The organism is Fundidesulfovibrio agrisoli, from assembly GCF_022808715.1.
GTDB classification, from domain to species: domain Bacteria; phylum Desulfobacterota; class Desulfovibrionia; order Desulfovibrionales; family Desulfovibrionaceae; genus Fundidesulfovibrio; species Fundidesulfovibrio agrisoli.
Map to the genome: position 1 here is coordinate 1 of NZ_JAKZKX010000030.1, position 19808 is coordinate 19808.

General features: G+C 65.2%; 21 protein-coding genes. 11 read left to right on the forward strand and 10 right to left on the reverse strand.

The annotated features are described in order from the left end of the window. Positions 1-56: 56 nt before the first annotated feature. On the reverse strand, positions 57-917 hold the full coding sequence (locus tag MLE27_RS16055; protein ID WP_243313322.1) for a PHP domain-containing protein: 861 nt from the start codon (positions 915-917) through the stop codon (positions 57-59). Positions 918-1019: 102 nt separating this feature from the next. Here MLE27_RS16055 and MLE27_RS16060 point away from each other — a divergent pair, with 102 nt between their 5' ends. From MLE27_RS16060 to MLE27_RS16075, 4 genes are all read left to right on the forward strand, one after another. Then, complete coding sequence (locus MLE27_RS16060) at positions 1020-1223, forward strand: Trm112 family protein (protein WP_243313325.1); 204 nt, start codon at positions 1020-1022, stop codon at positions 1221-1223. A gap of 86 nt (positions 1224-1309) precedes the next feature. Then, entirely contained in the window at positions 1310-1762 is a 453-nt protein-coding gene (locus tag MLE27_RS16065; protein ID WP_243313328.1) for an Hsp20/alpha crystallin family protein, read from the forward strand. Positions 1763-1871: 109 nt separating this feature from the next. Further along, positions 1872-2726 carry a zinc metalloprotease HtpX gene (gene htpX, locus MLE27_RS16070; protein WP_243313331.1) on the forward strand — a complete coding sequence of 285 codons (855 nt, stop codon included), beginning with the start codon at positions 1872-1874 and terminating at the stop codon, positions 2724-2726. Positions 2727-2786: 60 nt separating this feature from the next. Further along, positions 2787-3236, forward strand: coding sequence for an SRPBCC family protein (locus tag MLE27_RS16075; RefSeq protein ID WP_243313334.1), 450 nt, complete (start codon positions 2787-2789; stop codon positions 3234-3236). Positions 3237-3313: 77 nt separating this feature from the next. On the opposite strand, the gene MLE27_RS16080 is transcribed toward MLE27_RS16075, so the two are convergent. The 4 genes from MLE27_RS16080 to MLE27_RS16095 form a co-directional block, all read right to left on the reverse strand. Beyond that, a complete protein-coding gene (locus MLE27_RS16080; protein WP_243313336.1) occupies positions 3314-3943 on the reverse strand; it encodes a tetratricopeptide repeat protein in 630 nt (209 codons plus the stop codon). 33 nt (positions 3944-3976) lie between these two features. Further along, positions 3977-4330, reverse strand: coding sequence for a hypothetical protein (locus MLE27_RS16085; protein WP_243313337.1), 354 nt, complete (start codon positions 4328-4330; stop codon positions 3977-3979). Between the two features lie 2 nt (positions 4331-4332). After that, entirely contained in the window at positions 4333-5001 is a 669-nt protein-coding gene (locus tag MLE27_RS16090; protein WP_243313339.1) for a YkgJ family cysteine cluster protein, read from the reverse strand. A gap of 128 nt (positions 5002-5129) precedes the next feature. Beyond that, positions 5130-5318: a ferredoxin gene (locus tag MLE27_RS16095; RefSeq protein WP_243313341.1), complete on the reverse strand. Its 189-nt coding sequence runs from the start codon at positions 5316-5318 to the stop codon at positions 5130-5132. Between the two features lie 311 nt (positions 5319-5629). On the opposite strand from MLE27_RS16095, the gene MLE27_RS16100 reads away from it, so the two are divergent. The 5 genes from MLE27_RS16100 to mltG all read left to right on the forward strand — a co-directional run bounded on the left by MLE27_RS16100 (position 5630) and on the right by mltG (position 12345). Further along, positions 5630-6583 (forward strand): glycosyltransferase family 2 protein, encoded by a 954-nt coding sequence (locus MLE27_RS16100; RefSeq protein ID WP_243313342.1) that lies wholly within the window; start codon positions 5630-5632, stop codon positions 6581-6583. A gap of 153 nt (positions 6584-6736) precedes the next feature. After that, entirely contained in the window at positions 6737-6934 is a 198-nt protein-coding gene (locus MLE27_RS16105; protein ID WP_243313344.1) for a hypothetical protein, read from the forward strand. 383 nt (positions 6935-7317) lie between these two features. After that, positions 7318-10893, forward strand: a complete 3576-nt coding sequence (locus tag MLE27_RS16110) for an FAD-binding and (Fe-S)-binding domain-containing protein (protein WP_243313345.1) — start codon at positions 7318-7320, stop codon at positions 10891-10893. Continuing rightward, positions 10893-11327: a Holliday junction resolvase RuvX gene (gene ruvX, locus MLE27_RS16115; protein ID WP_243313348.1), complete on the forward strand. Its 435-nt coding sequence runs from the start codon at positions 10893-10895 to the stop codon at positions 11325-11327. Before MLE27_RS16110 ends, ruvX begins: the two co-directional genes overlap by 1 nt. 4 nt (positions 11328-11331) lie before the next feature. Then, positions 11332-12345: an endolytic transglycosylase MltG gene (gene mltG, locus MLE27_RS16120; RefSeq protein WP_243313350.1), complete on the forward strand. Its 1014-nt coding sequence runs from the start codon at positions 11332-11334 to the stop codon at positions 12343-12345. A 720-nt stretch (positions 12346-13065) separates the two neighbouring features. On the opposite strand, the gene MLE27_RS16125 is transcribed toward mltG, so the two are convergent. Then, the gene (locus MLE27_RS16125) at positions 13066-14505 is read right to left on the reverse strand and encodes a cation-efflux pump (protein ID WP_243313352.1); all 1440 of its coding nucleotides are present in this window, start codon (positions 14503-14505) and stop codon (positions 13066-13068) included. Positions 14506-14623: 118 nt separating this feature from the next. Between MLE27_RS16125 and MLE27_RS16130 the strand changes: the two genes are divergently transcribed. Further along, complete coding sequence (locus MLE27_RS16130) at positions 14624-15511, forward strand: AraC family transcriptional regulator (RefSeq protein ID WP_243313355.1); 888 nt, start codon at positions 14624-14626, stop codon at positions 15509-15511. A gap of 118 nt (positions 15512-15629) precedes the next feature. Here MLE27_RS16130 and MLE27_RS16135 read toward each other — a convergent pair whose 3' ends face one another. From MLE27_RS16135 to MLE27_RS16150, 4 genes are all read right to left on the reverse strand, one after another. Then, positions 15630-16142, reverse strand: a complete 513-nt coding sequence (locus tag MLE27_RS16135; protein WP_243313357.1) for a hypothetical protein — start codon at positions 16140-16142, stop codon at positions 15630-15632. Positions 16143-17248: 1106 nt separating this feature from the next. Next, positions 17249-18244, reverse strand: a complete 996-nt coding sequence (gene trpS / locus MLE27_RS16140) for a tryptophan--tRNA ligase (protein WP_243313360.1) — start codon at positions 18242-18244, stop codon at positions 17249-17251. Between the two features lie 14 nt (positions 18245-18258). Next, the gene (locus MLE27_RS16145) at positions 18259-18891 is read right to left on the reverse strand and encodes a site-2 protease family protein (protein ID WP_243313361.1); all 633 of its coding nucleotides are present in this window, start codon (positions 18889-18891) and stop codon (positions 18259-18261) included. 207 nt (positions 18892-19098) lie between these two features. Further along, positions 19099-19476, reverse strand: coding sequence for a response regulator (locus MLE27_RS16150; protein WP_243313363.1), 378 nt, complete (start codon positions 19474-19476; stop codon positions 19099-19101). A 131-nt stretch (positions 19477-19607) separates the two neighbouring features. Here MLE27_RS16150 and MLE27_RS16155 point away from each other — a divergent pair, with 131 nt between their 5' ends. Further along, the gene (locus MLE27_RS16155; RefSeq protein WP_243313366.1) at positions 19608-19805 is read left to right on the forward strand and encodes a hypothetical protein; all 198 of its coding nucleotides are present in this window, start codon (positions 19608-19610) and stop codon (positions 19803-19805) included. Positions 19806-19808 lie beyond the last annotated feature (3 nt).

Below are 19808 nucleotides of genomic sequence, written 5' to 3' on the forward strand. Positions count from 1 at the left end.
CCACAGGGAGTTCCTCCCTTTGGAATCCCATTTAGGGTGCGGGGGAGGGCGGCCGTCTAGGTCCAGAGCCCCTTGGCCTCGCGCCGGGCCTTCAAGTCCTCCAGAACTTCATAGGGAACCCGCAGCGTCCCGCGCCCGGCTCCCAGCCTCACGCCGGGCTTGGCCCGGCCGTGGAAGTCCGACCCGCCGCACACGCCCATGTCCAGCCTGCGGGCCAGCTCGATGTATTCGCGGGTGCGGGTCTGGGAGTGGTCGGTGTAGTAGGCCTCCAGGGCGTCCACGCCGATTTCCTTGCAGGCGCGGACCAACTCCTCCAGGGGGCGGCCGCTCACGCCCAGCAGGTAGGGGTGGGCCAGGGCCACGGTGGCCCGGGCCTCGTGCAGGGAGGCAACGGCCACCTCCAGGGGCAGGCTCGGCTTGGGGGCGTAGGCCAGGCCCTGGCGGCCCAGGTATTTGCGGAAGGCGGCCTCGTAGCTCTTCACCGCGCCGCGCTCCACCAGGATGCGGGCCATGTGCGGCCTGCCCACCGTGCCCTGGGCCGAGTCCAGCAGCTGCTGGTAGTCGATGTCCATGCCCAGCGAGCGCAGCTTCTCCACCATGTACTGGTTGCGCGCCTCGCGCCCGCCCAGGATGCCCGCCAGCGCGGCGCGCAGGGCGTCCGCCTCGCGGTGGCGCACCCACAGCCCGAGCACGTGCATGGTGCGGCCCTGGAAACTGACGGAAAGCTCGCACCCGGGCACCACCTCCATGCCGGTTTCGGCCCCGGCCTCCAGGGCTTCGTCAAGACCGTCCATGGTGTCGTGGTCGGTGATGGCCAGCGCGCCGAGCCCGGCCTCGGCGGCCTTGCACACCAGCTCGCCCGGCGGGAACTCGCCGTCGGAGAAGCTGGTGTGGGTGTGCAGATCGATGGGGCCCATGAGCGGAGGCTAGGGGCAAAGAACCCGGGCGTCAACGCAAGCCTTGAGCGCGGGGCGAAGCTGGAGTATGAAGCGCGTACATCACACCGGAGGCATCGTACCATGTCCATTTCGCCCCAGCTGCTCGAAATCCTGGCCTGTCCCAAATGCAAGGGCGCGCTCGCCCCGGCCGCCCAGGGCGAAGGGCTGGCCTGCGCCCCTTGCGGCGTGGTCTACCCCATCCGCGAAGACATCCCCATCATGCTGGTGGAGGAAGCCGTGGAGCTCTCCAAATGGGAAGCCGGGGAGCGCCAGGCCAAGCCCTAGCTCCTTGACACAAATAGCCAAGTGCTTACCTCACCAGAATATCGCGCGGCCTCGTCCGGGGCCGCGGTCGAACGAGGTGAAACCGGATGGCCAAGCTGAACTGGAACCCCTGGATGGGTCTGGCCGACATGAAAGCCGAGCTGGACCACATCCTCAACGAATCCGCCCGCAAGGGGCGGGCCCCCAAGTCCGTGGCGGACAAGGCCTACTTCTGGGCTCCCTCCGCCGACGTGCTTGAGACGCCCCAGGCCTTCGTCATCACCGTGGAGCTGCCCGGCGTGGAGCGCGAGGACGTGGCCGTGGAGGTCAAGACGCGCACCCTCTGGGTCTACGGCGAGCGCCGCTTCGAGAAGATCTGCGAGGGCGAGGGCGTGTACCACTCCCTGGAGCGCTCCTACGGCCCGTTCGCCAGGCGCTTCGCCCTGCCCAAGGGCGTGGACCGCGCCGGTGTGGCCGCCGTCTTCAGGAACGGCCTACTCGAGATCACCCTGCCCAAGGAAAGGCAGGAAGCCCGCTGCCGCCGCATCCACATCGCATGACACCCCTGCCTCCATTGCGGCGTTGCCCCCAGGGGGAACGCCGCAGGCGCGCTCCGCGCGTCCCCTTTTGCAAGCCAAACAGACACATTCCCTCCAGGAGGAGAGAGCAATGACCAGCCAGATCAAGACAGCCCTGCTGCTGGGCGTCCTGACCGCCGTTCTCGTGCTCATGGGCTCGGCCATGGGCGGGCGAGGCGGCATGATCATCGCCTTCGGGCTCGCCCTCGTCATGAACGTGGGCAGCTACTGGTTCTCCGACAAGATCGTGCTGCGCATGTATCAGGCCCAGGAACTCACCGAGGCCGACGCCCCGGGCCTGTTCGACCTGGTGGGCCAACTGGCCCGCAACGCCGGGCTGCCCATGCCCAAGGTCTACCTGATCCCCCAGGAGCAGCCCAACGCCTTCGCCACGGGCCGCAACCCGGAGAACGCCGCCGTGGCCGTCACCGAGGGGCTCCTGCGCCTGGTGAGCCCGGACGAGCTGGCGGGCGTGCTGGCCCACGAGATGGGCCACATCAAGAACCGCGACATCCTGGTGCAGACCGTGGCCTCGGTCGTTGCCGGGGCCATCACCAGCCTTGCCAGCATGATAAAGTGGGGCGCCATCTTCGGCATGGGGCGTTCAAGCGACGACGAGGGCGGTGGCGGCGGCCTCGGGGCCATCTTCATGGCCATCCTGGCCCCCATCGCGGCCATGCTCATCCAGATGGCCATCTCGCGCTCCCGCGAGTACCTTGCGGACGAGACCGGCGCGAAGCTGGCGGGCAACCCCCTGCCCCTGGCAGGCGCGCTCAAGAAGCTCGACGACTACGCCCACGCCGTGCCCATGCAGGGGGCCAACCCGGCCACGGAGAGCATGTTCATCGTGAACCCGCTCAGCGGCGGGGGCATCTCCGGGCTGTTCTCCACCCACCCGCCCACCGAGGAGCGCATCCGCAGGCTGCGCGCCATGGCCGGGAGGTAAGTGCGAGGAGGGGGAGTGGCGGCGGTTCGCCGCCGAAGCCTTCCAGGAAAGGAGACTATCATGACCGAGACGTTCAAGCTCGAAATGACCAGGATCTTCAAGGCTGAACCGGGCAGGGTCTACGAGGCCTGGACCGGCGCGGACCAGCTCAAGCGCTGGCTCCTGCCCCACGACAGCTTCAAGGCGGAGGCCAAGGTGGAGGCCAAGCCCGGCGGGGAGTTCCGCCTGGACATGGCCGGGCGCATCGAGAACAACGACGTGTCCGGCTACGCCACCGGCGAGTACCGCGAGCTCGTCCCAGGGGAGAGGCTCGCCTTCACCTGGAACTGGCACAACAAGCTCACCGGCGAGGTGATGCCCGAGACCCTCGTCACCGTGACCTTCGCCGCAAAGGGCGGCGGCACGGAATTGGGCCTCGTCCACGACCGCTTCATCACACCCGGCCTGCGCGACGAGTACACCTACGGCTGGCTCAACTGCTTCAAGAACCTCGACGCGCTCCTGGGCTGAGCGGCCGGCAAAGCATGAAAAAAACGGGCTCCGCCGTGTGGCGGAGCCCGTTTTTGCTTTCGGATGGAAGGAAGGCGCTAGGCCTTCAGCGCGGCCTCGATGTCCGCGATGAGCCCGGGGTGCACTTCGAAGTTGCACTCCTGGGCGCGGGCCACGAACTCCTTGGCCTTGGCGGGTTCGCCCTTCTCCAGGTAGGCCAGGGCCAGGTTGTTCCAGGCCGGGCCGAACTTGGGGTGCAGCTCCACGGCGCGGCTGCTCATTTCGATGGATTCGTCGATCTCCCCGGCCATGAACAGGGCGCTGCCCAGGGTGCCGTAGGCCTGCACGAACTGGGAGTCCAGCTTGACGGCCTGGCGCAGGGCCTTGATGGCCTTCTCCACGTCGCCCATCTGCAGCAGGCAGAAGCCGATGTTGCCGTGCGGCACGGCGAAGCGGGCGCGGGCTTTGACCGCGGCGGTGTTGTAGCGCAGGCAGGCCTCGATGTCGCCATCGTTCATGGCCAGGCCGCCCAGCTGCACGTAGGCCTCGGCCATGGTGGGGGAGCGCTCGGCCGCCCGCACGAAGCAGGTCTTGGCGTCCTCGTAGCGGCGCTTGGAGATGTAGGCCACGCCCAGGTTGTAGTGGGAGGAGGCGCACTGGTCGTTCTTGCGCAGCTTCTCTTCCAGGCCTGCGATGTGGTCGTCGATGTTGTCGGCGTATTGGACCATTGGATCACCCCGATTGTGTGTTTCCGTGAAGGCCTAGAGGCCCTTGTCGTTTTCGAGGAGCTTGGAGTACCACAGCACGAAGTCGTACATGCCCCTGAAGCGCTCCGCGTTGTTGACCACCCCAACGCACATTTCCCAGGCCCCGGCGGAGTAGTCGGTGCCGGTGGCCGTGCCCGCGGGCACGCTCTTGATGAAGTCGTTCATCAGCTGCTGCGACGTGCGCTTGGTGGTGTCGATGCGCATGTCGATGGGCTCGAAGGGTTTCTGGAAGGGGTCCCAGTTGTCGTAGCCCAGCTTGTCGATGAACTTGCGCCTGCGCGGCGGGATGCTTTCGTAGATGGCGCGTTTCTGCGCCTCTTCCTCGGGGGTGAGGGGGCTTACCGCCACGATCAGTCCTCCTTGGTCTCCTTGAGGCCGAAGAATTCCTCGTCATAGCTGCTGAGCATGGCCATGGAGACGGGCACCAGCATCTCGCCCACGTAGGCTTCCTTGCTGCCCGCGCGCTCGGCCACGCGCCTGGAGAGTTCCAGCAGCCGCTCCTGCAGCTTGGCGATGTTCACCGCCGGGTACTTGCCGCCGGGCTCGAACCCGGACTTGCCGCACACGCGCAGCTTGCCGGCCACGTTGAGCGGCGCGCCGTAGAGGCGGCAGGTCACGGGGCGGGCGTCGTACATCTGGCAGCGGTTGTCGTCGGCGAGCAGGGCGCAGCGGATGCGCTCGCGCGCGAAATCCTCGATGATGCGCTCCTCGGGCACCCCGGCCTTCACGGCCTTCCAGGCCTTGTGCTTGAGGCGGTAGTGCTCGCGGTCGGAGCGGTTGGCAGCTTCGGTGAGCAGGTAGCGGGAGTCGCCCTTGGGGAAGCGCTTGTTGAACTGGGTGTTGAGGTACAGGGCCTCAACCAGGCTCACGTCGAATGGGGCGTGGCAGCAGTCGGCGCAGGCCACTTCGCAGCGCACCTGCTCGGGGCAGGCGGCCTTGACCTTGTCGAACACGGCGTCCACTTCGGCCACCAGTGCTTCGTAATCGGCGAAGATGTCGGAAAAGTCGGCTTCTATCACGTCGTCTCCCTGCCGCGTCGGCGGCAGCCAGTGATATAAGTTCGCCCCCGGCGGGGGCAAGAGCAAACAAGCAGGCGGGAGCGCGCCGCTAGGGCGCGCTCCCGCCTGAAAGAAAACCGGGGAAGGGACTATTCTTCCTCGACGGTGATGGCGTCCTGGTCGCAGACTTCGACGCAGGATTCGCAGCCCAGGCACTCTTCTTCGTTCACGACGACGGACTTGCCGTCCTGCAGCTCGTAAACCTCAACGGGGCACACGTCCACGCATTCGCCGTCGCCGGTGCACTTTTCTTCGTCAACAGTGACCTTGTAGCCCATGGTCGTAACCTCCACTCTCACGTTTGGTTTTTTTGGCCGTATTGGCGGGAACGCCACCCCAGGGGGTAAGTGCACCCGATTATCACAATAAAATCAGACGGTTGCAAAAGCAGGCCGACCGTCCCTATCGGATGCCAAAGCCTTAGCCTCGGAACGGAAGCCCTGTCAAGCACGCCGGGAGCCACTTTTTGGCCCCGCGCGGGAAGGGCTGAAATTTTTTTTCGTCCGCCCCTAAAGTCCGGCCCTGTTGATCCGATAAGATGGGCGGAGTCGCTTGGATTGCAACCTCTCGGCCAAGGATAGGCTGAAACATGAACAAGATAGTGCCATTGCGGGCGAACCGCGCCGCCGTCCGCCCGGTGCTGATGCTGCTCACGTCGCACAGGCTCGACTGCTTCCTCCTCAGCCTGCGCTGCCTGGAACGCTTCACCAACCTGGCCCGGTTCAAGAAGATCTACATCGTGGCCAACGCCGTCAGCCCGGACCACGCCGCCATCCTCAACCGCTTCATGCACACCCACGCGGGGGTTGAGGTCATCCATTGCTCCCCGCGCGGGCTCATGCCCGCCGTGAATACCGTTCAGAACGAGATTCTTGAGCGCCACCGCGACGACGTGGTGGTCAAGCTCGACGAGGACGTCTTCGTGACCCCGCGCTGGCTGGAGCACCTGCTGGAGGGATACCGCTTCCACTCCTTCAGCCGCGACGTGCCCCTGGTCAGCGCGCTGTGCCCCGTCTCCCCCCATGGGCTCTACGCCCTGGGCCGCCACCTCAAGACCGCCTACCCGGCCGAGCGCGCCATGTACGACGGCGGCCTTGTGGAGGAGAACTGGGTCTACCACCGCTGGATGTGGGAGAAGGTCGTGCGGGAGGACTTCGTGCAGAACTTCCTGGCCGGCGACCCCCAGCCCTATTTCTACTCCGGGTTCGCCAGCATCAACTGCGTGGTCTTCGACGCGCGCCTGATGGAGGCCGTGCTGCCCCTGCCCACGCAGCCCTTGCCGGGGCTCCCCGTCTCGGACGAGCAGGCCGTGAACATGGTGCTGGCCGCCAACAAGTGCAAAACCGCCGTGGTCAGCCGCGCGGTGGCGCACCACTACAGCTTCTCCCGCTGCGAGGAGTACCTGCGCTCCCACGTGCCCCTGGACGCCGTCTGGCACTACCTGCAGGAGGTCTGGCGCGAGGAGCAGATCATCGCCAAGGCGGGCGCCCTGCGCCGTTTCCGGCTCGCCCCCGTGCAGAACGGAGCAGCCGCCTCCAGCTGAGTTTCCGCCGCGCCGGGCGCAGTTCAGGCCCGATCCAAGACGTTTCGCGCCGGGGATGATTCCTCTGGCGCATTTTTCGTTTTCGGGCGTTGTCCTGGGGGCTGATTGCGGCTAATGTGGCGTAACTTCCCTCACCGACAACGGAGGCGCAGCATGACCGACAAGAAGCCCGAATGGATATGCCCCAAATGCAACGTGTCCAACGACCCCGACTTCACCCGCTGCCGCATCTGCGGCGAGCCCAACCCCGGCAACCCTCCCGGCGAGAAGAAGTGCGCCAAATGCGGCGCCCTGGCCGGCGAGCACACCTGTTGCCCCGTGTGCGGCAGCGACTACTTCCTGAACCTGTAGGAAGGCCTTCCGCCTGACCCCGAAGGGGCGCGAACGTACCGGGCCGGGCCGCAAAGCGGTTCCGGCCCTTGTTTGCGCCCATGGCCCGGGCTGGCTGCGGTTGTTCCCCGCCATTCCGCCATTCTCCCGGTTCCCGCGTTTTCTCCCGCGACACATCGCTGGGCTGCTGATTGCGCCCCACGGGCGGGGTTTCTTCCACGGCTGTCCGCAGGGCGACGGACTGCGCGGCCCGGATGGGCCATGATCCGCCCGGCCCTCTGTTTCCCGTTTGCACAAAATCATCAAAAAACCCCGTCGGCGGGGGCCAGGAAACGCCTTGCCAACCGCGCGGAGCGGTAATACATCTACGTGCCTTCCCACCTTTGATTGCAGGTAATCTCCCCATGCCAGAAAAGCAGCCACATATATCGATCCCGCTCAGCCGTTTGGTTCCCAGGGTTCTGGGCGTCGGCGAACGCGAATTCGGCACTTGGCCCGAGGACATCCAGGAGGTCGCAGTCTCGCTGGCCAGCGAGCTCTTCCTGGTGCGCTACAACCCCTTCATCGACCCCGCCGACGTGCGCGAATCCGTGGAGAAGCGCCTGGAACAGACGCAGACCATGCTCACGCCCGAGTATTTCCGCCTGCTGGCCGGGGCCATCAAGGCCTTCTGGAAGGATTTCGACGCGGACGAGCAGTTCCGGGCGGACCTCAAGAGCCGCGTCTCCGAGTTTCTGGACGACAAGGCCATCCTGGACGGGCCGCACAACATGGTGGAGTGCTCCACCGACGCCACGGACCTGCGCATGCAGCTGCCGCTGATGGTGCTGGCCCCCGACAGGACCGAGCACGTCCAGCGCATCATGGAGCTGGCGGGCGAGATGGGCTTCGCCATCATCCCGCGCGGGGGCGGCTCGGGCTGCACCGGCGGCGCGGTGCCCTCCCGGCTGCGCACCGTGGTGCTCTCGCTGACCAGGCTCAAGCAGGTGCTCTCCGTGGACGCCGACGCCCGCACCCTGTGCGTGCAGGCGGGCGTCATCACCTTGCAGGCCATCCAGGCCGCATCGCAGAAGGGCCTGCTGCTCACGGTGGACCCGGCCTCCAAGGCCTCGTCCTCCATCGGCGGCAACATCTCGGAGAACGCGGGCGGCCCCTACGCCTTCGAATACGGCACCACGCTCGACAACCTGCTCTCCTACAAGATGGTCACGCCGGACGCCCGCGTGGTTGAGATCAGGCGCGTGGATCACCCCCGCCACAAGATCCTCCCCACCGAGACGGCGCGCTTCGAGATCGTGGACCAGCGCGGCAAGGTGCTGGACACCGTGGAGCTCGACGGCGCGGAGATCCGCGGCCCGGGCCTCGGCAAGGACGTCTCCAACAAGTACCTGGGCGGCCTGCCCGGCATGCAGAAGGAGGGCGTGGACGGCGTCATCACCGAGGCCTGCTTCATCTGCTACGAGAAGCTCAGGCACTCCAAGGTGCTGGTGCTGGAGTTCTTCGGCCGCTCCATGCACAACGCCATGCTGACCATCCAGGGCGTCGTGGGCCTGCGCGACCGCATCCGCCAGGAGGGCGACCTGGTGAAGATCTCCGCCCTGGAGGAGTTCAACGCCAAGTACGTCAAGGCCATCGAATACTCCAAGAAGTCCACCCAGTACGAGGGCGACCCCATCAGCGTGCTCACGCTCCAGCTCGACGGCAACGACCTGCCCGCCCTGGAGAAGGCCGTGGAGGAGATCGTGGCCATCGCCAACCGGCACGAGGGCGTGGACGCCTTCGTGGCCCGCGACGAGAAGGAGGCCGAACTCTTCTGGGAGGACCGCCACAAGCTCTCCGCCATCGCCAAGCGCACTTCCGGCTTCAAGATCAACGAGGACGTGGTCATCCCCCTGGACGTGATCCCCGAGTTCGCGGACTTCCTGGAGGAGCTGAACCTGCTCTACCTGGCCAAGAGCTACCGCAAGGCCCTGCAGGAGGCCACGCGCCTGCCCGGCTTCCCGGATTCCGACGAGTTCATCTCCATGGAGATGCAGTTCGCGGCCGAGATCCTGCGGGGCATCCGCACCAAGGACGAGCTCAACGACCAGGAGCTCGAGGTCCAGAGCTACTACTTCTTCACGGACCTCAAGACCCGCTACCCCAAGCTCTACAACGAGATCGAGGCCATCTACCAGGACATGCTGGCCCGGCGCATCATCGTGGCCAACCACATGCACGCCGGCGACGGCAACTGCCACGTGAACCTGCCCGTGAACTCCAACGACCCCGAGATGCTGGCTCAGGCACACGAGGCCGCGGACAAGGTGTTCGAGAAGGTCATGGAGCTGGGCGGCGCGGTCTCGGGCGAGCACGGCATCGGCATCACCAAGATCGCCTTCCTGCCCGAGGACAAGATCGCGGCCCTGCGCGCCTACAAGCAGAAGGTGGACCCCAAGAACATCCTCAACCCGGGCAAGCTCGTGACCCGCGAGCTGGACGTGGAGCCCTACACCTTCTCCTTCAACCGGCTCATCCGCGACATCAAGAAGACCGCCCTGCCGGACAAGGACAAGCTCATCAACCTGCTCACCAACGTGCAGGTCTGCACCCGCTGCGGCAAGTGCAAGCAGGTCTGCCCCATGTACCACCCGGAGAGCGGGCTGATCTATCATCCGCGCAACAAGAACATCAGCCTGGGCGCGATCATCGAGGCCATCTACTACTCCCAGGTGCACCACGGCAGGCCGAGCGCCCGCCTGCTGGACAGCCTGCGCAAGATGACCGAGCGCTGCACCACCTGCGGCAAGTGCACCGGGGCCTGCCCGGTGAAGATCAAGACCTCCGGGGCCATCCTGGACATGCGCGCCTTCATCGAGGAGAAGGGCGCGGGCGGCCACCCCATCAAGTCCAAGGTGCTGCACTTCGTGGCCGAGAAGCCCGAGGAGCGCGCGCCCAGGATGGCCAAGGCCGCCGCCTGGGGCCAGGCCGTGGGCAACCATCTGGTGGGCCTGCTTCCCGGGCCGTGGCGCAGCCGCATCAATACTCCGCTGCTGCACGGATCCGGCCCGGTGACCGGCTTCAAGAACCTGGCCGACGCCCTGCAGCTGGAGAAGGGGGGCATCTTCATCCCCGAGAAGCCCATGGGCGAGGCCGTGTTCTACTTCCCGGGCTGCGGCGCGGCCCTGTTCTGGCGCACCATCGGCATGGCCTCCGTGCACCTGCTGCTGCGCGCCGGGGTGAGCGTCATCATCCCCGAGCGCCACATGTGCTGCGGCTACCCGCTGCTGTCCTCCGGCTACCAGGACGCCTACCGCAAGAACCGCGCCCGCAACATCGAGGGCATCGGCGAGCTGTTCGTCAAGGCCGCCAACGAGGGCGTGACGCCCCAGGCCGTGCTCACCGCCTGCGGCACCTGCCGCGAGACCCTGTCGGACTACGACATCGAGGTCATCGCGGGCGGCAAGATCCCGCACTTCGACGTGGTGCAGTTCCTCATGGAGCGCATGCCCGAGCGCAGCGACACCCGCTTCGCCGTGCCTTCGCGCCTGATCTACCACGCGGCCTGCCACGCCGAATGGCAGGGCGTGCCCCTGGCCAAGGCCCCCGAGATCTATCGCCAGGCCCTGGCCACCCTGACCGGCGCCAAGGTGGACATCTCGCCCGGGTGCTGCGCCGAATCGGGCCTTGGGGCCATGACCAGCCCGGACATCTACAACCGCATCCGCCAGCGCAAGCAGGAGCAGCTGACCAAGGACCTGGGCGACGCCCCGAGCGAATCCCAGCCCATCGTGGTGGGCTGCCCCTCCTGCAAGATCGGCATCAAGCGCTGCCTCTTGCGCATGGGCCGCAAGCAGAGCGTGTACCACGCCCTGGAGTACCTGGCCGCCATGGTGGACGGGCCCAAGTGGAAGCGCATGTTCCGCAAGGCCCTGACCCACGCCAAGGTGGAGGGGCGCAAGCGCGTGCTGAGCTTCGCGGGGGTCTCGGACAACCGCTGATGCGCACCCTCGGCATCGACTTCGGGCTCAAGCGCGTGGGCCTGGCCGTCACCGACCCGAACGGCTCCATGGCCTTCCCGCTGGAAACCATCCAGCGGGAGGGCCGCGACGAGCTGTTCGCCCGGCTGGTCTCCCTGGTGGAGCGCGAAGGCGTGGAGCGCGTGGTGGTGGGCTGGCCCGCCCCGGCCGAGGGCCGCGACAGCCTGACCGCGCGCCAGGCCGTGAACTTCGCCCGCAGCCTGGCCCGGCGCGTGGCCGCGCCCGTATTGCTCATGGACGAGACGCTCTCCAGCGAATCGGCCATGGACGACCTGCGCGCCGCCGGGGTGAAGCCCCACAAGCGCAAGGCCGTGCTGGACCAGCGCGCCGCCGTGCTGATTCTGGAATCCTTCCTGGCCGCGCCGGATTGCGCGCGCCCCGCTCAAGAGGTCTGACCCCATGCTGAGGCGCATCCTGGCCGTACTTGCGCTGTTCGTCCTTGCCGCCGCCGGTTACGTGGCCTGGCAGGGCCACCGTTTCCTGACCACCCAGCCCGAGACGCCGGGGCGCGACGTGCGCGTGCAGATCGAGCAGGGCATGGGCTTCGAGCAGATCGCGGGCATGCTGCACAAGGAGGGCGTGGTCACGGACCCGTTCGCCTTCAAGCTGCTGGCGCGCTATTCCGGGCAGGACGTGAAGCTCAAGGCGGGCGAGTACCAGCTGAACACGGGCCTGACGCCCCAGAAGGTGCTGGACCTGCTGGCGAGCGGGCAGGCCATCCTCTACAAGGTTTCAGTTCCCGAAGGTTTAACCCTGCGCCAGATAGCCAAGCTGGTGGAGCAGGCGGGCATGGGCTCGGCCGAGAGCTTCGTGAAGCTCGCGCGCGACCCGGAGATTTTGGTCAAATACGGGGTGCCAGCGCAGAGCGCCGAGGGCTTCCTCTTCCCGGAGACGTACCGCTTCACGCGCAAGCCCGGCAGCGACCCGAGACAGGTGGTGGAGGCCATGCTGGCCCAGTTCCAGAAGAATTTGCCCAAGGTCTGGCCCCAGGGCGCGCCTGACGGGAAAGCCCTGTTCGACGCCGTGACCCTGGCCTCGATCGTGGAGAAGGAGACCGGGCAGGCCGGGGAGCGCGGCAGGATTGCCGGGGTGTTCGCCAACCGCCTGGCCAAGAAGATGCTCCTGCAGACCGACCCGACCATCATCTACGGCCTTGGGGAGAAGTTCGACGGCAACATCAAGCGCTCCCACCTGGACGATCCCAAGAACCTCTACAACACCTATCAGCACCCGGGCCTGCCGCCCGGACCGATCTGCAACCCCGGGCTGGAATCGCTCAAGGCGGCGGCCAACCCCGAGGCGCACGACTACCTGTATTTCGTCTCGAAAAACGACGGCACGCACCAGTTCTCCAAGACCCTGGACGAGCACAACTCGGCCGTGGCGAAGTACCAGCTCCGGCGGGGGAAGTAGGCGGGCATTTTTTTGTGATTGAGTGTATCGAATTGCCCGCATGATGGGTTATTGGGTCGGAGTTCCGTGTAGTGTTGTGCCGCTATTCAATAGATTTCGCAGTCACGATTCTCCCAGATGTACACGATATTTGCTGTTGTTTTTGGGTGGTATTGCTTGTGGTATTTAGAGATAAGCATGTGAAGGATGTGTGGATTGTCAGTTGGTTCTGTTTCAAGGTGTGAGCAATACTTTATTTCATTGCGTATTGTAGCGATGTCACATCTGTCGATGTAAATAGTTAAATCTGGTGTCATGCGAAGTTGGGCAATGGTTTCCAGAGTGCATACCCCGTCTAGGACGAACCCACCGTTGAGTTTTTTAGCCTTTAGCACTGAGTCGCGTAGCCTATTCAGATTCAGAATCTCGTAGTATTTGTCCCCGTTGCAAAGCTGCTTGGAAACGTATGAGTCGACCTCGATCCAATCTAAGGAAAGCGAGCCGCATATTTTCCTTGCTAAAGTTGATTTTCTGCATCCATTCATTCCGTCAATGGTGATTGTTTTGCACCATTTGTACTGGCTCTTTATCAGGTAGATGACTTCATCAAAATCGTAGGATGTGTGTTGCATGTCGATAGTGTGTAAAATTTGTTGTTAGAGAATGATTTCAAAGGAACGAAGTTCCTTTGGCCGCCGGCGGCATCTCTCTCCTCCTGCCCCCTTTCCTGTCTTCCTCTCCCTAGTCGATCACCACGTCCTTCTCTTCTTCCGGCTCCACGTGGATTATCACGCGCCCGATGCCCTCCACCTCGGCGCGCACCATGTTCTCCAGCCGGGCTGTCATCTCGTGGGCCTGGCTGATGGAGGACTCCGGGGCCATGCGGCAGTGGAAGCTCACCGAGTAGGAGCCGCCTACCTTGTGCACGGCCACGCCGTGGCAGTCGCTGACGCCATGCGTGTCGGCCACCAGCTTCTCCACCTTTTCCCGGATGTCCTCCGACTGGTCCGCCTCGGCGTCGGTGCGCAGGTCGCCGCCGCCCACGGGCTCGATGTGGCTGGCGATGGTAAGCCCTGGGATGCGCGCGTGCACGGCGGCCTCCAGGTCGGTCACCAACTCGTGGGCGCGGTGCAGGCTGAGGTCGTCGGGCACCTCCACGTGCATCTCCAGGTGCGTGCCCGAGGGCGTCTGGTGGGCGCGCAGCCCGTGCACGCCCATGCCCTTGGAGGCGGCCACGCCGCGCACCGTCTCGAAAAGGTCCGTCTCCTCGCTGGCCACGGGGGTCAGGCGCACCAGCACGTCCGCCCCGGGCACCACCTGCTTCACGGCGTCCTCCACGCGGGCCCCGATGCGGTGGGCCTCCTCGAAGCTGGCCTGGCGCGAGATGTCCAGGGTGAGGTCCACGAAGGCCGACGGGCCGGAGAGCCGCGCCCGCACCTGTCCGGCCCCGCGCACCCCGGCGATGTCCAGCACGGCCTGGCGGATCTGGTCCGTGAGGCTCTCGGAGCCGCCGTCCAGCAGCACGTCGATGGCCTGGCGTCCGAGCCGGATGCTGACCCAGACCACGATGGCGCACACGCCCAGCGCGGCCACGGCGTCGGCGCGCTCCAGCAGGCCGCGCACGGGCGAGCCCTCGGGCAGCAGCCGCCCGGCCCAGACGCAGCCCAGACCGAAGATGACCACCGCCGAGGACCAGACGTCCGTGGAGAAGTGCAGGGCATCGGCCTCCAGGGCCTGGCTGTTGTGCTTCTCGGCCACGGCCTTGAGCATGCGCGAGCGGGTGACGTCGATGACGATGGACACGGCCATGACCCCGAAGCTCCACCAGGTGACCTCCACGGCCTCGGGCGCGCCGAAGAGCCGTACCAGGGCCTCGCGCACGATGTAGACGCAGGTGATGAGCAGCAGGAGCGTCTCCACCAGGGCGGAAAGGTTCTCGACCTTGCCGTGGCCGTAGGGGTGCTTGCGGTCCGCCGGGCGGCTGGACTGGCGCACCGCGTACCAGGTGACGCCCGCTGCCAGCAGGTCCAGCCCCGAGTGCGCCGCCTCGGAGAGGATGCCCAGGGAGTTGGTGAGCAGCCCCACGGCGATCTTCATGCCCGTGAGGAACAGCGCCGCCACGATGGAGGAGGTGGCCGCCGCGTGTTTCTCGCGGTCGGCTTCGCTTAAGGGAGCGTTCATGGCATTGCGGTACACCCGGGCGGGGTTTTGGGGAACCTGTGAGGCTGATTTTCAGAATTATACGGATGTGAGCAAAAATCGTCAGGCGGGGCGTGATGCTTCGTGCTAGACACCCCGCATGAACGATACGGCGCGCAACTACCGCCGGGCCATCCTCGTGGTGCTGGCCCACATCCAGGGCAACCTGGACGCCACGCTGAACCTGGACGTGCTGGCGGGCGTGTCGGGCTTCTCGCCCTTCCACTTCCACAGGATTTTCCTGGGCCTCACCGGGGAGACCTTGGGCGCGCACATCCGCCGCCTGCGCCTGACCCGCGCCGCCCACAGGCTGGAGTTCGGCGCGGCCAGCGTGACCGACATCGCCCTCGAGGCCGGGTACGAGGCCCCCGAGGCCTTCACCCGGGCCTTCAAGGCCCAGTACGGCGAGGCCCCCAGCCGCTTCAGGGAGTTCTCCCGCCGGCGCCGCAGGGAGCGCGTGGGGCAGTTCTTCCCCTTTCCCGAGGATTTCATCCGCCAACAGACAGGAGGCGAGACAATGGACGTGAGCATCATCCGCAAGGAGCCCCTGCGCGTGGCCTGCATCCGCGCCGTGGGGCCGTATATGGAGTCCTCCACGATGGCTTGGGAGCGCATGGTGGCCTGGGCCGGGCCGCGCGGGCTGTTCGGGCCGCAGACGCGCTTCATCGGCGTGGGCCACGACGACCCCGGGGCCACCGCGCCGGAGCTGCTGCGCTACGACGCCTGCGTCAGCGTGGGGCCGGAGGTGGAGGGCGACGCCGAGGCCTTCGTCACGGAGCTGCCCGGCGGGGAGTACGCCACGGTGGTGCACAAGGGGCCGTATACGGGGCTGGAGAAGACGTACATGTGGCTGTACGGGGTGTGGCTGCCCCAGTCCGGCCGGGTGAGCGCGGGCAGGCCCGGCTTCGAGGTGTACCTGAACACCCCGGATAGGACCCCGCCCGATGAGTTGCTGACCGAGATCAACGTCCCGCTGGAGCCGAAATAGGGCGAAGCGGGGGAGGGGGCGCGGCTCAGGCCGCGCCCTTCTGTTTTTGGCGATGCCGTTGTTCGTGCCGATGCGGACACCGTGGCGGGCGCACGGAGCAGCGTGCCCACTGTGATGCCTATGCCCGGCCCGCTGCCCGATCCTTTCGGCGCAAGTACCAAACCACCGATCTGTTCAGGAGGGCGATGGCCACGCCGAAAACGGCGGCGTAGATTAACGTGCCTGGTATTCCACGCAAGCTATATGCCATACTGGAGCTGAATGCTTCTACTTCAAGTTTGCCTCCAGTGTTTGTAGGAACTCCGAGTACTCTCAAAATATAATGCAGCCACAGAAAGCATTGTTCAGTTGGGTTAATAAGGATTCCCCAGATTGTCATGTGCACGGCAAGGTTGCCGACGTTTTGTCTCCCTGAGAATACTTTATAAAAATCAAGCAGCCCTATGGCGATAAGGGTAGCTACGAATATAATTCCTGGCCGGACCCACGTTAACACTTCAAAGTGCTTGGTAATGAATATATCAAATATTGCACCTATGAATACGATCACAAACAATATGGCTGCGCTGACGAAGAAGTAAGGCTTGTGGGAGCAAAGCCATTGAATGGTTTTGTTCGGCAAATTATTCATTGATCCACTCTTAGCAGGCAGGGGCCGGAGTTGAGGGCACCCTGCCTGCTTGTTTTGAATTCTCGGTTGTCAGTTCACCTCAGACACTTTCTTGGCCAATCTGTCTGGCGAGGGTAAATGGTGAGTCGCTACCTCATGCGTCTAATGATTGGCGTCACCCCCCTGATCACATCTTTCCGAGGGAAAACATTGAGCCGATCCGCACCCGGCGAAATGACGAATTCATCATCCACTGCTAGCGCCGTATGATGTTCGTTGTTTTCTCCACCATGCCAGACAACGATATCACCAGGTCGAACGTCTTTGTCGCTCCCAATGTACTCCAGGGCGTCTGGCCGATAGTTCGGGTCAGCCAGGTTTTTCACCGTGGGGTAATAGTGCGCCGGGCCGCTCTCACCGCTCATCCAACGTTTGGCCTGCGTGTACACCCCCCCGTAGTTCTGTTCTCTCGGGTATTGCCAGCCTAGGGGGTCTCCAGTGCCCCTGCGCGCTTTGTCCGGTGCCGGGCCAACTGTCCGAGGGCGTCACAGGGAGGAGCCGCCCGGCCAAGCCTCCCAGGGTGTTCCCTGAACCCATGGGGTTCCCCCATATCCCGGGGGCACTGGGCCTGCGATCCGGCCCCTGCGGATCATCAGGCTCCCAGAATGGCATGAGTTCGTTGCGGCCAGGGTTCCTGTCGTCGGCCATCCCGATTGGGGTTCCAAACCCGATCGGCAGTTGCCCTGGGATTTCCTCTTCATCGTTGCTGAGCATGTTGAGCAAGCTTGCCTCGAAAGCCATGTCCTCCTCCTGCGGCGGCGCTGCCGCCTGATGTTTTTCGGACATCATATGCAGGGGGCGGAAATTTTCACCCCATATAGGGCTATGTGGGGAGAAAATAGAATATTTTATCGTGAATATCAACGCGCAATCATATATCGCCAGCCGGTATTCGTCTTGACTTTCGGCGGCGCGCGGGCCTCGGTTCCGCCTGTGTTGGCGGATGCTCCACCATGAAACATCCCGGCTGCGCGCGGGCGCTGGCTTGGCTCGATATCGCCAGTAGGCCGCAAAAAAGCCCCCCGCCTCGCGGCGGGGGGCTTTGATTCAATCGTGGGGCGAACGCGCTAGAAGTTGAAGTTCAGCTTCTCGCGCAGTTCCTCGATGGTGGCGCGGGCGGCCACGCGGGCGCGCTCGTTGCCGTCGCGCAGGATGTCCCAGGCCAGGTCCGGGTTCTTGTCCAGCTCGGCGCGGCGCTGCTGGAAGGGCTCCAGGAAGGCGCAGAGGTTGTCCGCCATGATCTTCTTGCACTCGCCGCAGCCGATGCTGGCCTCACGGCAGCTCACGGCGATCTCCTCGCACTTCTGCGGGTCCGTGAAGAGCAGGTGGTAGGGGTAGAGGTTGCATTCGTTGGGTTCGCCGGGGTCCTTGAGGCGGGCGCGCTTCACGCAAGTGAGCATGGGCGTGATGCGCTTGCGCACCCCGGCCAGGTCCTCCCCGAGGGCGATGGCGTTGCCGTAGCTCTTGGACATCTTGCGCCCGTCCAGCCCGGGGAGCTTGGAGGCCTTGGTCAGCTTGGCCTCGGGCTCGGGGAAGATCTCGCCCCAGAGGTGGTTGGCGCGCCGGGCGATTTCGCGGGTCAGCTCCAGGTGGGGCAGCTGGTCGTGGCCCACGGGCACGCGGGTGGGCTTGTAGATCAATATGTCGGAGGCCATGAGCACCGGGTAGCCCAGGAAGCCGTAGGTGGAGAGGTCCTTGGTGCCGTCGAGCTGGTCTCGCACGTCCTTGTAGGTGGGGTTGCGCTCCAGCCAGCCCACGGGCGTTATCATGGAGAGCAGCAGGTGCAGCTCGGCGTGCTCCTTCACCTGGGACTGCTGGAACATGACCACCTTGGCGGGGTCGAGCCCGGCGGCAACCCAGTCCGTGACGAGGCTGGGCACGAAGCCCTTCACCTTCTGCGGCTCGGCGTACTCGGTGGTCAGGGCGTGCCAGTCGGCCACGAAGAAGAAGCACTCGTGGTCCTTGGCCAGTTCGACCCAACTGTCCAGGACGCCGAAATAATGCCCAAGGTGCAAAGGCCCGGTGGGGCGCATGCCGGATACGATGCGTTTGTTGACGGTCATGTTCGCTCGCTCGGTCAGATCAGAAGGTTGTAGAGGTAGGTAACCACGGGGGAAAGTATGCGCCCGAGCACCCCGCTCATGGCCAGCAGGAGCACGGCGATGAAGCCCCAGCGCTCGCGCAGGGCCAGCTCGTAGGCCAGGCGCTTGGGCAGCAGGCCCAGCAGGATGTGCCCGCCGTCCAGCGGGGGGATGGGCAGCAGGTTGAACACGCCCAGCGACAGGTTCACCTGCACGCTGGCCACGCACATGTAGAGCAGCGGCGTGAGCAGGTTGGCCTGCCAGAACGGGTCGCGCCAAGCGTGGAAGGCCGCCTCCAGCCCGCCCAGGGCCAGGGCCGAAACCCCGGCCAGCAGGAAGTTGGCCGCGGGCCCCGCGATGGAGACGATCACCATGCCGCTGCGCGGGTTGCGGAAATAGCGGGAGTCCACGGGCACGGGCTTGGCCCAGCCGATCATCTGGGTGATGACGAACACGAGCAGGCCCACAGGGTCCAGGTGCTTGAACGGGTTGAGCGTCAGCCTGCCCGCAAGCCTGGCCGTGGGATCGCCCAGGGCGGCTGCCGCAACCCCGTGCGAGACCTCGTGGAAAGTGACGGCCATGAGCATAGGCGGGGCGAAGATGGCCAATTTGAGAAGGAATTGGCCCATATCGGGAAACATGGCAGGGCGCTACCACGTTGCCCGGCCAAGGGCAAGCCGGGCCGGGCTCCGGGGACGGCGGTATGGCGGCTTGCGGACCATATTGCCCGCGGGGCCTGGCGGACAGGCGCGTGATGTGTGCTGGCTGGGAGCGGTCCCGCCGCCGGCGATGGGACCGGCGGCGGGCGCTGGGAACTGCGGAACGAGAAAGAGGGATCAGGCCCCGGCGGCGGCCTTGGCCATGGCCTGGGACACCTTGGACTTGAGCTCCGTGAGGTCCACCGACTTGACCACGTAGTAGTCGGCCGCGATGGACTTGAGGTCGTGCTGGAAGGAGTCGTAGGCCGTGGAGAGGATCACCGGGATCAGCTGGTCCTTGCCGCGAATCTCCTGCAGGAGGTCAAGCCCCGAGCGCGTGGGCCCGAGCTTGATGTCCAGCACGACCACCGCCGGTTTTTCGCGTTCCAGCACTGAAAGGATGGGCTCCTCCCCGTCGGAAGTGGCCACAACGTATCCGTCGCTTTCCAGTTCTTCCTGGTAGAGCATGCGGATATGCTTTTCGTCGTCCACGACGAGAACCTTCTTGGCACCCATGGAGACCTCCGGCGGCCGGCGCGTCGCGCGCACCGGCACATTAAAAATATGCTCAAAATCAGGGGGCCGGTCAATACGTTTCGGCGCCGGGCGGGCTTGCCCTCGGCCCCGGGCCGGGATAGAGGCCGCACATGGTTCGCGTACTCATTGAATCGACAGGCGAGCAGCGGGAGTTCCGGGCGCTCAAGTCCGTGACGCAGCTGCTCAACAGGCTGGGGCTCAAGTCCACCGAGGTTTTGGTGATCCGCGGCAGGGAGCTTCTCACCCCCGACCGCATGATAGGCCACGAGGGCGACATCCGCATCCGCCACGTGGTCTCCAGGGGGTAGCGC